This window comes from Streptomyces sp. NPDC104367 (assembly GCF_055583825.1).
On the sequence record NZ_JBVJND010000010.1, the window covers coordinates 131,814 to 146,277 of the forward strand.

15 protein-coding genes and 1 pseudogene are annotated in these 14,464 nt (G+C 70.8%); 9 read left to right on the forward strand and 7 right to left on the reverse strand.

Going from position 1 to position 14,464, the window contains the following annotated elements; all coding sequences use genetic code 11:
• Positions 1 to 125: 125 nt before the first annotated feature.
• From ACZ619_RS17340 to ACZ619_RS17355, 4 genes are all read left to right on the forward strand, one after another.
• A complete protein-coding gene (locus tag ACZ619_RS17340) occupies positions 126 to 1,280 on the forward strand; it encodes an inorganic phosphate transporter (protein WP_469599438.1) in 1,155 nt (384 codons plus the stop codon).
• A gap of 16 nt (positions 1,281 to 1,296) precedes the next feature.
• Positions 1,297 to 1,527 (forward strand): hypothetical protein, encoded by a 231-nt coding sequence (locus tag ACZ619_RS17345; RefSeq protein WP_469599440.1) that lies wholly within the window; start codon positions 1,297 to 1,299, stop codon positions 1,525 to 1,527.
• Positions 1,528 to 1,553: 26 nt separating this feature from the next.
• Complete coding sequence (gene ppk2, locus ACZ619_RS17350) at positions 1,554 to 2,459, forward strand: polyphosphate kinase 2 (protein ID WP_469599442.1); 906 nt, start codon at positions 1,554 to 1,556, stop codon at positions 2,457 to 2,459.
• Positions 2,460 to 2,527: 68 nt separating this feature from the next.
• Positions 2,528 to 3,019 carry a GNAT family N-acetyltransferase gene (locus tag ACZ619_RS17355; RefSeq protein ID WP_469599444.1) on the forward strand — a complete coding sequence of 164 codons (492 nt, stop codon included), beginning with the start codon at positions 2,528 to 2,530 and terminating at the stop codon, positions 3,017 to 3,019.
• A gap of 99 nt (positions 3,020 to 3,118) precedes the next feature.
• Here ACZ619_RS17355 and sodN read toward each other — a convergent pair whose 3' ends face one another.
• Positions 3,119 to 3,514, reverse strand: a complete 396-nt coding sequence (sodN, locus tag ACZ619_RS17360) for a superoxide dismutase, Ni (protein ID WP_355718546.1) — start codon at positions 3,512 to 3,514, stop codon at positions 3,119 to 3,121.
• Between the two features lie 145 nt (positions 3,515 to 3,659).
• Here sodN and sodX point away from each other — a divergent pair, with 145 nt between their 5' ends.
• Positions 3,660 to 4,094, forward strand: coding sequence for a nickel-type superoxide dismutase maturation protease (sodX, locus tag ACZ619_RS17365; RefSeq protein ID WP_469599696.1), 435 nt, complete (start codon positions 3,660 to 3,662; stop codon positions 4,092 to 4,094).
• Here sodX and ACZ619_RS17370 read toward each other — a convergent pair.
• Complete coding sequence (locus tag ACZ619_RS17370) at positions 3,998 to 4,627, reverse strand: CGNR zinc finger domain-containing protein (RefSeq protein ID WP_469599446.1); 630 nt, start codon at positions 4,625 to 4,627, stop codon at positions 3,998 to 4,000. The two genes, sodX and ACZ619_RS17370, sit on opposite strands and share 97 nt — an antisense overlap.
• A 100-nt stretch (positions 4,628 to 4,727) precedes the next feature.
• On the opposite strand from ACZ619_RS17370, the gene ACZ619_RS17375 reads away from it, so the two are divergent.
• The gene (locus ACZ619_RS17375; protein ID WP_469599448.1) at positions 4,728 to 5,498 is read left to right on the forward strand and encodes a class I SAM-dependent methyltransferase; all 771 of its coding nucleotides are present in this window, start codon (positions 4,728 to 4,730) and stop codon (positions 5,496 to 5,498) included.
• Between the two features lie 59 nt (positions 5,499 to 5,557).
• Here ACZ619_RS17375 and ACZ619_RS17380 read toward each other — a convergent pair whose 3' ends face one another.
• Genes ACZ619_RS17380 through ACZ619_RS17390 form a run of 3 tightly spaced genes read right to left on the reverse strand, consistent with a single transcriptional unit; the run spans position 5,558 to position 8,294 of the window.
• On the reverse strand, positions 5,558 to 6,367 hold the full coding sequence (locus ACZ619_RS17380) for an amino acid ABC transporter ATP-binding protein (RefSeq protein WP_469599450.1): 810 nt from the start codon (positions 6,365 to 6,367) through the stop codon (positions 5,558 to 5,560).
• Positions 6,364 to 7,308 carry an amino acid ABC transporter permease gene (locus tag ACZ619_RS17385; RefSeq protein WP_469599452.1) on the reverse strand — a complete coding sequence of 315 codons (945 nt, stop codon included), beginning with the start codon at positions 7,306 to 7,308 and terminating at the stop codon, positions 6,364 to 6,366. Before ACZ619_RS17385 ends, ACZ619_RS17380 begins: the two co-directional genes overlap by 4 nt.
• A 35-nt stretch (positions 7,309 to 7,343) precedes the next feature.
• Positions 7,344 to 8,294: an ABC transporter substrate-binding protein gene (locus tag ACZ619_RS17390; protein WP_469599454.1), complete on the reverse strand. Its 951-nt coding sequence runs from the start codon at positions 8,292 to 8,294 to the stop codon at positions 7,344 to 7,346.
• Positions 8,295 to 8,879: 585 nt separating this feature from the next.
• Between ACZ619_RS17390 and ACZ619_RS17395 the strand changes: the two genes are divergently transcribed.
• Together ACZ619_RS17395 and ACZ619_RS17400 are read left to right on the forward strand one after the other, a co-directional pair.
• Positions 8,880 to 10,112 (forward strand): NAD(P)-dependent malic enzyme, encoded by a 1,233-nt coding sequence (locus ACZ619_RS17395; protein ID WP_469599456.1) that lies wholly within the window; start codon positions 8,880 to 8,882, stop codon positions 10,110 to 10,112.
• 300 nt (positions 10,113 to 10,412) lie between these two features.
• Positions 10,413 to 11,378, forward strand: a complete 966-nt coding sequence (locus ACZ619_RS17400; protein ID WP_469599458.1) for a zinc-binding dehydrogenase — start codon at positions 10,413 to 10,415, stop codon at positions 11,376 to 11,378.
• Positions 11,379 to 11,428: 50 nt separating this feature from the next.
• Here the strand turns inward: ACZ619_RS17400 and ACZ619_RS17405 are convergent, their stop codons facing one another.
• Both ACZ619_RS17405 and ACZ619_RS17410 read right to left on the reverse strand, forming a co-directional pair.
• A complete protein-coding gene (locus ACZ619_RS17405) occupies positions 11,429 to 12,532 on the reverse strand; it encodes a PadR family transcriptional regulator (RefSeq protein WP_469599460.1) in 1,104 nt (367 codons plus the stop codon).
• Between the two features lies 1 nt (position 12,533).
• Positions 12,534 to 13,625 (reverse strand): DUF4097 family beta strand repeat-containing protein, encoded by a 1,092-nt coding sequence (locus tag ACZ619_RS17410; protein ID WP_469599462.1) that lies wholly within the window; start codon positions 13,623 to 13,625, stop codon positions 12,534 to 12,536.
• A gap of 247 nt (positions 13,626 to 13,872) precedes the next feature.
• Here ACZ619_RS17410 and ACZ619_RS17415 point away from each other — a divergent pair.
• Positions 13,873 to 14,430, forward strand: a pseudogene (locus tag ACZ619_RS17415) (hypothetical protein); the annotation flags it as partial.
• Between the last annotated feature and the right edge of the window lie 34 nt (positions 14,431 to 14,464).

Sequence of the window (14,464 nt, forward strand, 5' to 3'; positions counted from 1 at the left end):
TGAGGTCCTCCAGCGTCACCGCACCAGCATGTCACCCACAGGGCCTACACGGACCGGGTCTGTTCTTGGAGCGGCGTTCGCCGCGGGTTCTCGCGCAATTGATCAGCGCTTGTTTGCATAGAGGAATGGACCACATCACGTTCCTCGTGGCGGTCGTGATCGTCACGGCGCTCGCGTTCGACTTCACCAACGGGTTCCACGACACGGCGAACGCGATGGCCACGTCCATCGCGACCGGTGCGCTCAAACCGAAGACGGCCGTTCTGATCAGCGGGGTGCTGAACCTGGTCGGCGCCTTTCTCTCCACGGAGGTCGCCAGGACCATCTCCGGCGGCATCGTGAACGACGCCGCGGTGACCCCGGCGATGATCTTCGCGGGGCTCGTGGGCGCGATCCTCTGGAACCTGGTGACCTGGCTGGTCGGGCTGCCCTCCAGCTCCTCGCACGCCCTGTTCGGCGGACTGATCGGCGCCGTGTGGGTGGGCGCGGGGTCCGGCGCGGTCGACTTCGACAAGGTCGTCGAGAAGATCATCCTCCCGGCCTTCGCCTCGCCGGTGGTGGCGGGCGTCGCGGCGCTGGTCGCGACGTACCTCGCGTACCGGCTCACCACCCGCGGCCGCAGGGAGTCGGTGACCAGGGGCTTCCGGCTCGGGCAGATCGGCTCGGCCTCGCTGGTCTCGCTCGCGCACGGCACCAACGACGCGCAGAAGACCATGGGCGTCATCACGCTGACGCTGATCTCCGTCGGCGCGCTCCCGGACGGCGCCGGTCCGCCCGTCTGGGTCATCGCCTGCGCGGGTCTCGCCATCGGCCTGGGCACCTACATCGGCGGCTGGCGGATCATCCGCACCATGGGCAAGGGGCTGACCGAGATCCAGTCCCCGCAGGGCTTCGCCGCGGAGACCGCCTCCACGGCCGTCATCCTGACCTCCGCCCACATGGGCTTCGCCCTGTCCACCACGCAGGTCGCCTCCGGCTCCATCCTCGGCGCGGGGCTCGGCCGGCGGCTCGCGGAGGTCCGCTGGGGCGTCGCGGGCCGCATGGTGGCCGCCTGGGTGATCACGCTGCCCTGCGCCGCGCTGGTCGGCGGTGTCTCCGCGGCCGCGGTCAAGCACGGCGGCAACCTCGGCACGGCCGTGGTCGCGCTGGTCGGCGCCGCGCTCGCGGCGGGCATCGTCCTGCTGGCCCGCCGCAACCCCGTCCACGCGAACAACGTCAACGACAGCCACGAGGTCGCCGTCCGCACCTCGCCGCCGTCCCACGTCGGCACCGCCGCCTGAGTGAGGGAGAGTTCCCATGGACATCGACTGGACCGCGCTCGGCCAGGTCACCGCGGTGAGCATCGGAGTTACAGTCGCAGTGGTGGTCGTCTTCGCCCTCGGCGTGCTCGGCCTCGCCCGGTACGAGGGTGCCCGGGAGCAGGGCGGCACCAGCGCCGTCGGCGCCACCCAGGCGGGGCTGTGCTTCCTCGCCTGCGCGGCGGTGGTGGCGTACGGGATCTACCTGATCGTGCCGCAGTTCCACTGATCCGCCGACGCGCTGAGGAGGACTGGATGACGACGCCGGACCTGCTGTCCGAGCTGGCCGACCTGAAGGTCGACTACAGCGACCCGGACGACCCCGTGCTCATCCGCCCGGACGGATCCCCGATCGACACCTGGCGGGAGAACTACCCGTACGCCCAGCGCATGGAGCGCAAGGAGTACGAGTGGCACAAGCGGCTGCAGCAGATCGAGCTGCTGAAACTGCAGAGCTGGATCAAGGAGACGGGACGCCGGATCGTCATCGTCTTCGAGGGCCGTGACGCGGCCGGCAAGGGCGGCACGATCAAGCGCTTCACGGAGCACCTGAACCCGCGCGGCGCACGGGTCGTGGCCCTGGAGAAGCCCACCGAGCGCGAGAGCGGCCAGTGGTACTTCCAGCGCTACGTCCAGCACCTGCCCACCGCCGGTGAGATCGTGATGTTCGACCGCTCCTGGTACAACCGGGCGGGCGTCGAGCGGGTCATGGGCTTCTGCTCGGACGACGAGTACCGGCGCTTCATGCGCCAGGCCCCGCTGTTCGAGCGGATGCTGGTGGACGACGGCGTGGACCTGGTGAAGTTCTGGTTCTCGGTCTCGCAGAGCGAGCAGCGGACCCGCTTCACCATCCGCCAGGTGGACCCGGTACGGCAGTGGAAGCTCAGCCCGATGGACCTGGCCTCGCTGGACCGCTGGGACGACTACACCGCCGCGAAGGTCGCGATGTTCCGCGAGACGGACACCGAGTACGCGCCCTGGACGGTGGTCAAGAGCAACGACAAGAAGCGCGCCCGGGTCGAGGCCATGCGCAGCGTCCTGGCCCGCTTCGACTACGCCGACAAGGACGCGGACGTCGTCGGCAGCCCCGACCCCCGGGTCGTGGGCGAGGCGGCTGGCCTCCTGGAGGCGGGCGAGGACGACCACGGCGGCAGGCACTAGCACCGCCGCCCCGCGCCCGTGCGGACCCGGATGGACAGGGACCGGCGGGGTGGCACATGATCCCTTGCATGATCAGGGCCGCAACCGTGCACGACATCGCGGAGATCCGCGCGATGATCCGAGAACTCGCCGCTTACGAACGGGCCGTCGAGCAGGCCCGCGCCACCGAGGAGCAACTGCGCGAGGGACTGTTCGGGGAGCACCCCGCGGCCCACGCGCTGATCGCCGAGGACGACGCCACGGGCGAGGTCGTCGGCTACGCCCTGTGGTTCCCGCGCTTCTCGACCTGGACCGGAACCCGGGGCATGCACCTGGAGGACCTCTACGTACGGCCGCACGCCCGCGGCGGCGGTCACGGCAGGGCGATGCTCGCCCACCTCGCCGCGTTCTGCCTGCGCAACGGCTACGAGCGGTTCGAGTGGTGGGTGCTGGACTGGAACGAGCCGGCCGTCGACTTCTACCGCTCGCTCGGCGTGGACTTCCTGGACGAGTGGCGGATCTGCCGGCTCACCGGCGACCCCCTCGGCCGCCTGGCCGCCGGGGCCCCGTCCGGCGCCTGAACGAAGCAGACCGCACCCCGCCCCCGGGACGCCGTGGCCGGCGGTCCGTCGGGCAGGGTGCGGTCTCGACAAAGCCTCGCAACAGAAGTGAACGCGAGATCAGGCCTTCTTGGTCTCCCAGAAGATCTTGTCGATCTCGGCGATGAGCTCCAGGGCCTTCTCGCCGGTCTTCGGGTCCGTGGACGCCTTGGCGGCGGACAGGGCCTTCAGGGTGTCGTTCACCAGAACGTGCAGCTGGGGGTACTTCTCGAAGTGCGGGGGCTTGAAGTAGTCGCTCCAGAGCACCGACACGTGGTGCTTGGCAAGCTCGGCGCGCTGCTCCTTGATGACAACGGCGCGAGCCTGGAAGTGCGGGTCGTCGTTGGCGGCCATCTTCTCCTGCACGGCCTTAACCGACTCCGCCTCGATGCGGGCCTGGGCCGGGTCGTACACACCGCAGGGCAGGTCGCAGTGCGCGCTGACCTTGACCTTGGGGGCAAACAGGCGGGAAAGCATGGAGCATTCCTTCCTCGTGATCGTCTTCTCAGGTGGGACATTACTCCCTGGGAAGCGTGATTTCGCGAGTGCCCCCATGGGCTTAGGACAAAAGTCCAGGGTCAGACTGGGACTGGTGGAGGAACGGACCGGGGAGGTGCCGGGGATGCCGGAGCTGTCGCAGGAGACCGAGCGGGGGAGGGGCGCCGCGCCCTTCGGGCTGGCCGAGGTGACCGGCCCGTCCATGGTGCCCACGCTGTACCAGGGGGATCAGCTCCTGGTGCGCTACGGCGCCCGGGTGCGGGCCGGTGACGTCGTCGTCCTGCGCCATCCCTTCCAGCAGGACCTGCTGGTCGTCAAGCGCGCCGTGGAGCCGCGCGAGGGCGGCTGGTGGGTGCTGGGGGACAACGCGTACGCGGGCGGGGACAGCACGGACTACGGGACCGTGCCGGAGGAGCTGATCCTCGGCCGGGCCCTGTTCCGCTGGCGGCCGCGCCGGGCCGGTCAGCGTTCGCCGCTGGCGCTGGTGCGCTGGGCGCTCTCCGCGGCGCGGCCGGTGCTCTCCGGGCGCTCCGCCTCCAGGCGTTTGCGGGCCCGGTAGGCGGCCACGTTGGCGCGGGTCGCGCAGCGGTCCGAGCAGTAGCGCCGGGAGCGGTTGGTGGAGGTGTCGAGGTAGGCGTTGCGGCACGGCGGCGCCTCGCACAGGCCGAGGCGGTCGACGCCGTACTCGGTGAGGTGGAAGGCGAGGCCCATCGCCGCGATGGCCGCGTAGCCGGCGGTGGCGTTGGAGGGGTGGTCGGCCAGGTGCATGTGCCACAGCGGGCGGCCGTCCTCGTCCCGGAAGTCGTGCCCGGAGATCTGCGGGCTGACCGGGAACTCCAGGAGCAGTGAGTTCAGCAGGTCGACGGCGAGGGTCTCCTCGTCCTTGTCGGCGGCCTCGAAGACCGCGCGCAGCCGGCCGCGCACCGAGCGGAAGCGGGTGAGGTCGGCCTCGGTGGCCCGCCGGGCCGCCTGCTGGTTGCCGCCGAACAGGTCGCGGACGGCCTCGACCGAGGTCAGGGAGTCCTTGCCCCGCACCGGTTCCTCGCTGTTGACGAGACGGACGGCGTAATCCGAGTAATAGGCCAGTTCCACTTGTAGTCCTTACGGGGGCGCTCTATGGTCGGTGGTGCGGTCGGGTAACAGTCGGTCGTGCTTCCAGGGTATTACGCGACATGCGGGGTGGAGGGGTGTCATGACGGACGCTGCGGCGACCGCGGCCGGTGCCGACTGGGGTGCCTGGCAGGAGAGCTGGGACCGGCAGCAGGAGTGGTACATGCCGGACCGCGAGGAACGGTTCCGGATCATGCTCGACCTGGTGGAGGCCCTCGTCGGTACGGCGCCCCGGGTCCTCGACCTCGCCTGCGGCACCGGCAGCATCACCGCCCGGCTGCTGGCCCGCTTCCCGGCGGCGGTGAGCACCGGCGTCGACCTCGACCCGGCCCTGCTCGCCATCGCCGAGGGCACCTTCGCGGACGACGACCGGGTCACGTTCGTCACCGCCGACCTCACCGACCCGCGGTGGGCGGCACGGCTGCCGTACGACTCGTACGACGCCGTCCTGACCGCCACGGCCCTGCACTGGCTGCACAGCGAACCCCTCGCGGCCCTCTACGGTCAGGTCGCGGGACTCGTCCGCGACGGCGGTGTCTTCATGAACGCGGACCACATGATCGACGACAGCACGCCCCGGATCAACGCGGCCGAACGCGCGCAGCGCCACCGCCGCATGGATCAGGCCAAGGCGGCGGGCGCGCTGGACTGGGCCGAGTGGTGGCAGCTGGCGGGCCGGGACCCGGTCCTGGCGCAACCCACGGCCCGCCGCTTCGAGATCTACGGCGAGCACGCGGAGGGCGACACCCCGTCGGCGGCCTGGCACGCGCGCACGCTGCTGGCCCGGGGCTTCGCCGAGGCGCGGCCGGTGTGGTGCTCGCCCTCGGACACCCTGCTGCTGGCGCTGAAGTAGGGGACGGACGGGGAAGGGGCGGTACGACACCGTCGTACCGCCCCTTCCCCGTCGTACCGCTAGAGCACCTTGGACAGGAAGGCCTGGGTGCGCTCGTGCTGCGGGTCGGTCAGGACCTCGCGCGGGTGGCCGGACTCGACGACCACCCCGCCGTCCATGAAGACCAGGCTGTCGCCCACCTCGCGCGCGAAGCCCATCTCGTGGGTGACGACGATCATCGTCATACCGGACTCGGCCAGGTCGCGCATGACGTCGAGGACGTCACCGACCAGCTCCGGGTCGAGGGCCGAGGTCGGCTCGTCGAAGAGCATCAGCTTCGGGTCCATGGCCAGCGCCCGCGCGATGGCCACCCGCTGCTGCTGGCCGCCGGAGAGCTGCGAGGGGTAGCTGCCGGCCTTGTCGGCCAGCCCCACCCGCTCCAGGAGCTGCATCGCGCGGTCCCTGGTCTCGCTCTTGTTCGCGCCCTTGACCTGCACCGGCGCCTCGGTGATGTTCTCGACGGCCGTCATGTGCGGGAACAGGTTGAACCGCTGGAACACCATGCCGATGTCCCGGCGCTTCAGCGCGACCTCGCTGTCCTTGAGCTCGTACAGCTTGTCGCCCTTCTGGCGGTAGCCGACCAGCTCGCCGTCGACGGACAGCCGCCCGGCGTTGATCTTCTCCAGGTGGTTGATGCACCGCAGGAACGTGGACTTGCCGGAGCCGGAGGGACCGATCAGGCAGAAGACCTCGCCGGACCTCACCTCCAGGTCGATGCCCTTGAGCACCTCGACCGGCCCGAAGGACTTGTGCACGCCCTCGGCCTTGACCATCGGGACGGACGCGTCGCGCGGGACGGCGGCGCCGGCCTTGTCGAGCTTGTCGGTCATGCCGTCACCTTCCTGCTGGAGAAGGAGCCCAGATGGGCCCGGACCTTCTGCCACGGCGTCGGCGGCAGCTGGCGGCTGGAGCCGCGCGCGTAGTACCGCTCGATGTAGTACTGGCCCACGCTCAGCACGGAGGTCATGATCAGGTACCAGGCCGCGGCGAGGAAGTACATCTCGACCGGGGCACCGGAGTTCTGCCCGATGTCCTGGGCGTAGCGGAAGAGTTCCTGGAACTGGACGGCCGCCACGAGCGAGGTCGTCTTCAGCATGTTGATCACTTCGTTGCCTGTGGGCGGCACGATCACGCGCATCGCCTGCGGGATCACGATCCGGCGCAGCGTCTTGCCGTGGCTCATGCCCAGCGCGTGCGCCGCCTCGGTCTGTCCCTCGTCGACCGCGAGCAGACCGGCCCGGCAGATCTCCGCCATGTACGCGGCCTCGTTCAGACCCAGCCCGAGCAGCGCCGTCAGCAGCGGCGTCATGAAGTTCGACCAGTAGTCCTTGTAGATCGGACCGAGGTTGATGTACTCGAAGACCAGGCCCAGGTTGAACCAGACGAACAGCTGGACCAGGACCGGGGTGCCGCGGAAGAACCAGATGTAGAACCAGGCGATGGACGACGTCACCGGGTTCTTCGACAGCCGCATCACCGCGAGCAGGATGCCGCCCGCGATGCCGATCAGCATCGACAGGACCGTCAGCAGCAGGGTCTTGCCGACACCCGTCAGGATGCGGTCGTCGAAGAAGTAGTCCGGTACGGCGTGCCAGTTGATCTTGCCCTGGCCGAACGCGTAGATGATCGCGACCAGTACGGCGATCGCGACGACGGCGGAGACGTACCGCCCGTAGTGCCGGACCGGGATGGCCTTGATGGCCTCCGGTCCGCCCGCGGGTGTCTCCGGCTGCGGGCCGGGGCCCGCCGTCGTGTCGTTGTCAGCAGTCACGGGAGATGCCTTTCAGCGGCCGCTCGGGGAGCCGGTCACTTGCCGCCGTTGACGGCGGACTCCTTCACGGCGCCGTCCTCGGCACCCCACTTCGTGAGGATCTTCTCGTACTCGCCGCTCTTGATGACCGCGTTCATCGCCGCCTGGAGCGCGTCGCGCAGCTGGGTGTTCGACTTGCCGACCGCGATGCCGTACGGCGCCGCCTCGACCTGGTCGCCGACCAGCTCGAAGTCCTTGCCGCCGCCCGAGGTCTTCACCGCGTACGCGGCGACCGGGAAGTCGGAGGAGGCCGCGTCGGCACCGCCGGAGCGCAGCCGGGTCTGGGCCTGCTGGTCGTCGTCGAAGGCCTCGATGGTGATCGCCTTGCCGCTGGGACACTTCTTCGTCTCCTGCTTGGCGAGGTCCTCGGAGACGGTGCCGCGCTCCACGGCCAGCTTCTTGCCGCACAGGTCGGACCAGGACGCGATGTTCTCGGTGTCGCCCTTGCGGGTGTAGATGGAGACACCGGCGGTCAGGTAGTCGACGAAGTCGACGCCCTCGCCGACCTTCTTGCCCGTGTCGGGGTCGACACCGTCCTGGCGGTTCTTGTTGTCGGTCATCGCGGACATGGCGATGTCGTAGCGGTTGGACCGGATGCCGGTGAGCAGGGCGTCGAAGGTGCCGTTCTCGAACTCGAACTTCACACCGAGCTGCTTGCCCATGGCGTCCGCGAGGTCCGGGTCCAGCCCCACCACCTTGCCGGAGCTGTCCTTGAACTCGACGGGCGCGTACGCGATGTCGGAACCGACCCTGATCACACCGGCGCTGCGCACGCTCGCCGGCAGCTTGCTCGCGAGCGGAGCGGAGTTGTCACTCTCCGTGCTGGAGCTCTTCTTGGTCTGGTCACCGCAGCCGGTCAGGACCAGGGTGCCTGCGACCGCGATCGCACCGAACGCAGCAATCCTGGAGCGCGAGGCGGTGGTACGACGGGTGGAGCGTGCGGTCATGGTGGGTTCCTCCGGCGGTGGGGTGAACAAGCCGATATACCGATGTGGCTGATATGTCGATATGCCGATGGGTCGACGGAAACACACACCATCGGGTGTCGCGACCTCGTGGGTTTACGGCATCCTGCCACTGGGATTGCTCCATTCAGGCGTGCCGCCATGTCAAAATCGGATAACGGGTGACCCCCGAGACGCGCCAGGTCGGTCCTTCTCTGACCTGCCGCCTCCCGCGCATCTGCGGGAATCCGACCTTCCGGCCGAAAAATCTTCGGTTCACCTCCGGTTCACGCCGCGATGCGGACAGGGGGCCTCCGACGGCCACTTCCCTGCTCATCTGTCGGTTGCCTACGACATCCGTGATGTGACCTTGCACCTATTCGACTCGTCGCGGGTGCCGTCGGTCCGGTAAGAAGGTTCTTTACACCCCTCATCCGGGGCTCAGGGCGCGTGTGCGGCGCGCCCGTCGCGCAGGTGCTCGTACGTGCCACTCGTACGTATCAGTGATCGGGCCCTGCGCGGTGCCCGCCCACTCCCTCACCGGGAGTGGCCGACCCTCAAACCATGCATACCTAAGGGGTAAGACAAGTGGCAGCGGAGATCGTCAATCCTCGCAGCGACAGCACGCCGGGCAGTACGGACCAGGACGGCGGGGCGGAGCCCCTCGATTCCTTCGATCCGGCGTTCGCGCTGCACCGCGGCGGCAAGATGGCCGTGCAGGCCACCGTGCCGCTCCGTGACAAGGACGACCTTTCCCTCGCGTACACGCCCGGAGTCGCGCGCGTGTGCACCGCGATCGCGGAACAGCCCGAGCTGGTCAACGACTACACATGGAAGTCGTCCGTGGTGGCCGTCGTCACCGACGGCACGGCCGTGCTCGGACTCGGGGACATCGGCCCCGAGGCCTCGCTCCCCGTGATGGAGGGCAAGGCCATCCTCTTCAAGCAGTTCGGCGGCGTGGACGCGGTCCCGATCGCCCTCGCCTGCACCGACGTCGACGAGATCGTGGAGACCGTCGTCCGGCTCGCCCCCTCCTTCGGCGGGGTCAACCTGGAGGACATCTCGGCACCGCGGTGCTTCGAGATCGAGCGCCGCCTCCAGGAGCAGCTCGACATCCCGGTCTTCCACGACGACCAGCACGGTACGGCCGTCGTCACGCTGGCGGCGCTGCGGAACGCGGCGCGGCTCAGCCGCCGGGAGATCGGCCAGCTGCGGGCGGTGATCTCGGGCGCCGGCGCGGCCGGTGTCGCCATCGCCAAGATGCTGGTCGAGGCCGGCATCGGCGACGTGGCCCTCGCCGACCGCAAGGGCATCATCTCGGCCGACCGCGACGACCTCACCGAGGTCAAGCGCCAGGTTGCCGGCTTCACCAACAAGGCCGGGCTCAAGGGCACCCTGGAGGACGCGCTGGCCGGCGCCGACGTCTTCATCGGCGTCTCCGGCGGTACGGTCCCCGAGGAGGCCGTGGCCTCCATGGCGGACGGCGCCTTCGTCTTCGCGATGGCCAACCCGAACCCGGAGGTCCACCCCGACGTCGCCCACAAGTACGCGGCGGTCGTCGCGACCGGCCGGTCGGACTTCCCGAACCAGATCAACAACGTGCTGGCGTTCCCCGGGATCTTCGCGGGCGCGCTCCAGGTGCGGGCCTCCCGGATCACCGAGGGCATGAAGATCGCGGCGGCGGAGGCACTCGCGGCGGTCGTCGGTGACGATCTCGCGGCCGACTACGTCATCCCGTCTCCCTTCGACGAGCGGGTCGCTCCCGCGGTGACCGCGGCGGTGGCCGCGGCCGCGCGCGCCGAGGGCGTCGCCCGCCGGTGACCCTCCGGTGACCCGAATGGCCCCGTCCGGCTCGGGCGGGGCCATTTCTCTGCCCGGCCGGCCACCCGATCGGGTGTGCGCGAGTGCTCACGAGTGCTCACGAGGTGAGGTGACCGTGGTGCCGGTCGGGGCCCCCTTCGGGCGGCGGTGGGTGGGGGCCGGGCGCGCAGTTCCCCGCGCCCCCTGCGGGGCGGGGGCGCTGCATGCGGGGTGTTGAGTGCGGGGTGTCGTGCGCAAGAGGGGATGTGTCACAGCGGCCCCCGGTTTCGCCCTCGGGCCGGGGAACCTATCGTCGGCCCTATGTTCGCCGTCTACGCCGCCCGAATCGACCGCGACCAGCCGCTCTCCGGCCTTGAGTTGGGGGACCGTCCCGCCCCCGGGGCCCGGCCCGGCTGGAGCACCGTCGATGTCAGGGCCGCCTCCCTCAACCACCACGACCTCTGGTCCCTGCGCGGCGTCGGCCTCCCGGAGGGCCGGCTGCCGATGATCCTCGGCTGTGACGCCGCCGGTGTCGACGCGGACGGCAACGAGGTCGTCCTGCACTCGGTGATCGGCCAGTCCGGTCACGGCGTCGGGCCGGACGAGCCCCGCTCCATCCTCACCGAGCGCTACCAGGGCACCTTCGCCGAGCAGGTATCCGTACCCACCTGGAACATCCTGCCCAAGCCGAAGGAGCTCTCCTTCGCGGAGGCCGCCTGCCTGCCCACCGCCTGGCTGACGGCGTACCGGATGCTCTTCACCAACGCGGGCGTCCGCCCCGGCGACTCGGTCCTCGTCCAGGGCGCGGGCGGCGGTGTCGCCACGGCCGCGATCGTGCTCGGCAAGGCCGCCGGGCTGCGGGTCTTCGCCACCAGCCGCGACGAGGCCAAGCGCAAGCGGGCCCTGGAACTCGGTGCCGTCGAGGCGGTCGAGCCGGGGGCCCGGCTGCCGCAGCGCGTCGACGCCGTCATCGAGACCGTCGGCGCCGCCACCTGGTCCCACTCCGTGAAGTCGCTGCGGCCCGGCGGCACCGTCGTCATCTCCGGCGCCACCAGCGGAGACCGCCCTTCGCACGCCGAGCTGACCCGGATCTTCTTCCTCGAACTGAAGGTCGTCGGCTCGACCATGGGCACCAAGGACGAGCTGGAGGACCTGCTCGCCTTCTGCGCCGCCACCGGAGTACGCCCCGTCATCGACGAGCTGCTCCCGCTGGACCGTGCCCGCGAGGGCTTCGAACGGCTGGAGTCCGGCGACCAGTTCGGGAAGATCGTGCTCACCAACTCCTGAACGGGTGCGGGTGCGGGTGCTCGTGCGGGAACGGGAGCGCTAGCGGGTGTTCAGGGCTTCGGCTGGTGCAGCAGTGCCGCGATGCGGGCCGCCGCCGTCGACAGGTGGTGGCGGGCGTCCCGCAACTGGTCCGGGGTGACCCCGTGGTCGCGGGCCGCGTCCCGGATGTCGTCGCGGAAGCGGTCCAGGAGCCGGTCCAGGTCACGGGCCGGGTCGCCGGTGTCCCAGTCGTCGCCGTGCGCCCACGCCGGGGCGTACCGCGCCGGGAAGTCCTCGGGGGTGTCCGAGAACTCCGGCGCCGGCCCGGCTCCGGGTTCCGGTGCGGTGGCGGGCTTGGTCAGGTCCGGGCCGGTCCCCGGTTCCGGTCCGGTGCGCCCGAAGCCGAAGTCCTTGCCGAACTCCTTGCCGTAGTCCTTTCCGAACTCCCCGAATTCCTTGGCGAGTTCGGTCAGCCCTTCGCGGACCCCGGTCGGCCAGTCGCCGCGCGTGAAGTGGTCCTGGACGTGGTCCTGCACCCGGCGGGCGATGCGCTGCATCTCCTCCTGGGCCTGGGCCCGTGCCCGGGCCTGGGCTTCCTGGGCCTGACGGCGGGCCCGCTGGGCCTCGTCCCGGGCCCGGCGGCTCTCGTCCTTGGCGCGGCGGGCCTGCTCCTTCCACTCCTGCTTGACCCGGCGCATCTCCTCCTTGGCGGCCCGCCAGGCCTCCTTGTCCCCGAGGTCGCCGAGGTCGCCGAACTCCCCGGCCGAGGCCCCGGCGCCGCTGCCCCGCCGGGCCTCGGAGGCGGCCGCCCGCACCTCACGGCGCAGGTCACCGGCCGCGCCGCGCACGTCGGCCCTTATCTCGGCGGCCAGTTCGGCGACTGACTCGCGGATCTCCAGCTCCAGGTCGGCCAGTTCACCGCTGCGGTCGGCCAGTTCGGCGCGGCCGGCGTCCGTGATGGCGTAGACCTTGCGGCCGCCCTCGGTGGTGTGCGTGACCAGGCCCTCCGCCTCCAGCTTGGCGAGGCGGGGGTAGACGGTGCCCGCCGAGGGTGCGTACAGGCCCTGGAAGCGCTCTTCGAGCAACCTGATCACTTCGTAGCCGTGGCGCGGCGCCTCGTCCAGCAGCTTGAGCAGGTAGAGGCGGAGGCGGCCGTGGGCGAAGACGGGAGGCATGTCAGAGCACCTTCTTGTCGGTCGTGCCGTCGGCCGGGTCTGCGGAGTCCGCCGGTTCGGGCGCGGTGTCCGCGGCGGCCTCCTTCCGGTCGGCGTCGGCATTGTCCCCCGGTTCGCTGTGCGGGCCCGCGCCGGCGGGCGGTTCGTCGCGCGGCGGCGTCGGCTGCGGGGCCGACTGCGCTGGCGGCGGAGGTGTCGACGGCGGGGCCGGCTGAGGTGCGGGCGGCGCGGTCGGCTGCGGTGCCGACGGCGGTTCGGCCTCCCAGGCCGCCTTGTCGTCGTCGTCCTCCTTGGGAGGGCGGCGCAGCAGGGCGATGGAGCCGGAGACCGTGGTGGCCCGGAGCTTGCCGTTGCCCGCGCCGAGCCGGCCGGTGATCTTGTGGGCGCCCCACTGGCCGTGCACCCGCAGTCCGTCGAAGGCGTTGGAGATCGTGCCGCTCGCGGTGTTGGCCTCGACCTCGGCGTCGGCCGGGTGCGGCAGCCGGATGGCTATCTCGCCGGAGACACTGGTCAGGCGGACGTCGGTCGGGCCGTCCGGGTCCAGGTCGATGATCATGGAGCCGCTGACCGAGTCGGCGCGCACGGCGGAGCCGGAGCCCTCCACGACGGTCAGGTCGCCGGAGACGGAGTTGAACCGCAGGTTCCCGGTGACGGCCTGGGCCTCCAGGTTCCCCGACACGGTGTCCGCGCGGACCTCTCCGGAGAGGCCGACCAGGGTGGTGTCACCGGTGACTCCCTTGACCACCGAGGTGCCCTCGATCCCCGAGACGACCGCGGCGGCGCCGACCACGCCGACCTCCACGCGGGTGTCGGCCGGGACGGCGAGGGAGACGACCGCGCTGCGCCGCCAGCCCTTGCGGTCGAGCCACTTCAGGAAGCCTTTCCAGGGCAGGTCCTCGTAGGCCACGGTGAGGGTGTCGCCCTCGTGCGTCACGATCAGGGGCGGGCCCTCGATCTCGGAGACCTCCAGGCGGGCGGAACCCTCGTCCGTACCCACGACGTTGACTGTTCCGTTGACGATACGGACGTGCAGATCGCTCACGGGGGTGTCGAAGGTGAGCTTCCTGGGCTCAGCTACGGACCACTCGGACATGCTGCGGACCTCCCTCGGCCTGGCACGACGGCTGTACAGGGACGCTCATGCACGTTCGCGCCATATCGCGTCTTCCGTGAAACACGATATATCGTGGCGATGGGAAGTCAAGACACTCTTATGGGTGATGGGCCAGGATCAGGGTTGACTCGGGGGTGGGCCGGGGGTCGCCTCGGGGGCCGGATCGGGGGCGGCCCAGGGGCTTGTACAGCGGGCGATATGGGGAGGGATTGCTTAGCGTGTGGGCATGTCCTCGCCCGCCGCCCCCGGTGCCCTGCTGCTCTGCCGGGCCGCTCCCGACGCCGTCGCCCCGCTCGTGCCGCTGCTGCGGGAACGGATGCTGCTGACCGGGGCCGGCGGGTGGAGCGTGCTCGTTCCCGAGGGCGCGCCGTTCCTCCGCGGGGGCGAGCCCGTCGACCGCGTCCTCGCCGGCTGGGCCGCGGCGCTCGCCGTGGGGTCCGAGCGGCCCGTACTCGCGCTGTGGTGGGACGCCGACCGCGCCGGCTGCACCCTCGCCGCGGGCTTCCGGCGCCCGGTCGGGTACGTCTGGCTGGCCGACGGTACGCCGGCGGGGGAGACCGAGGCACTGCACACGATCGCCGCGGCGCTGGGGCTGGACCCGGTGCGGGACGTGCGGTCCCTCGACCGGCTGACGGCGCCGGACCCGACGGCCGACGCGTGTACGCGCCTGAGCGGGCTGATCGCGGTGCTGGAGCGGACGGGGGTGGAGCTGCGGGAGGGGCTGACGCCCGGCGCGTCGGCGGACCGCCTGCGCGCGGCGGCCGGCGAGGGGACGGACGTACGGCATCTCGGGAGTGCCGGGAGTGCCGGGAGTGCCG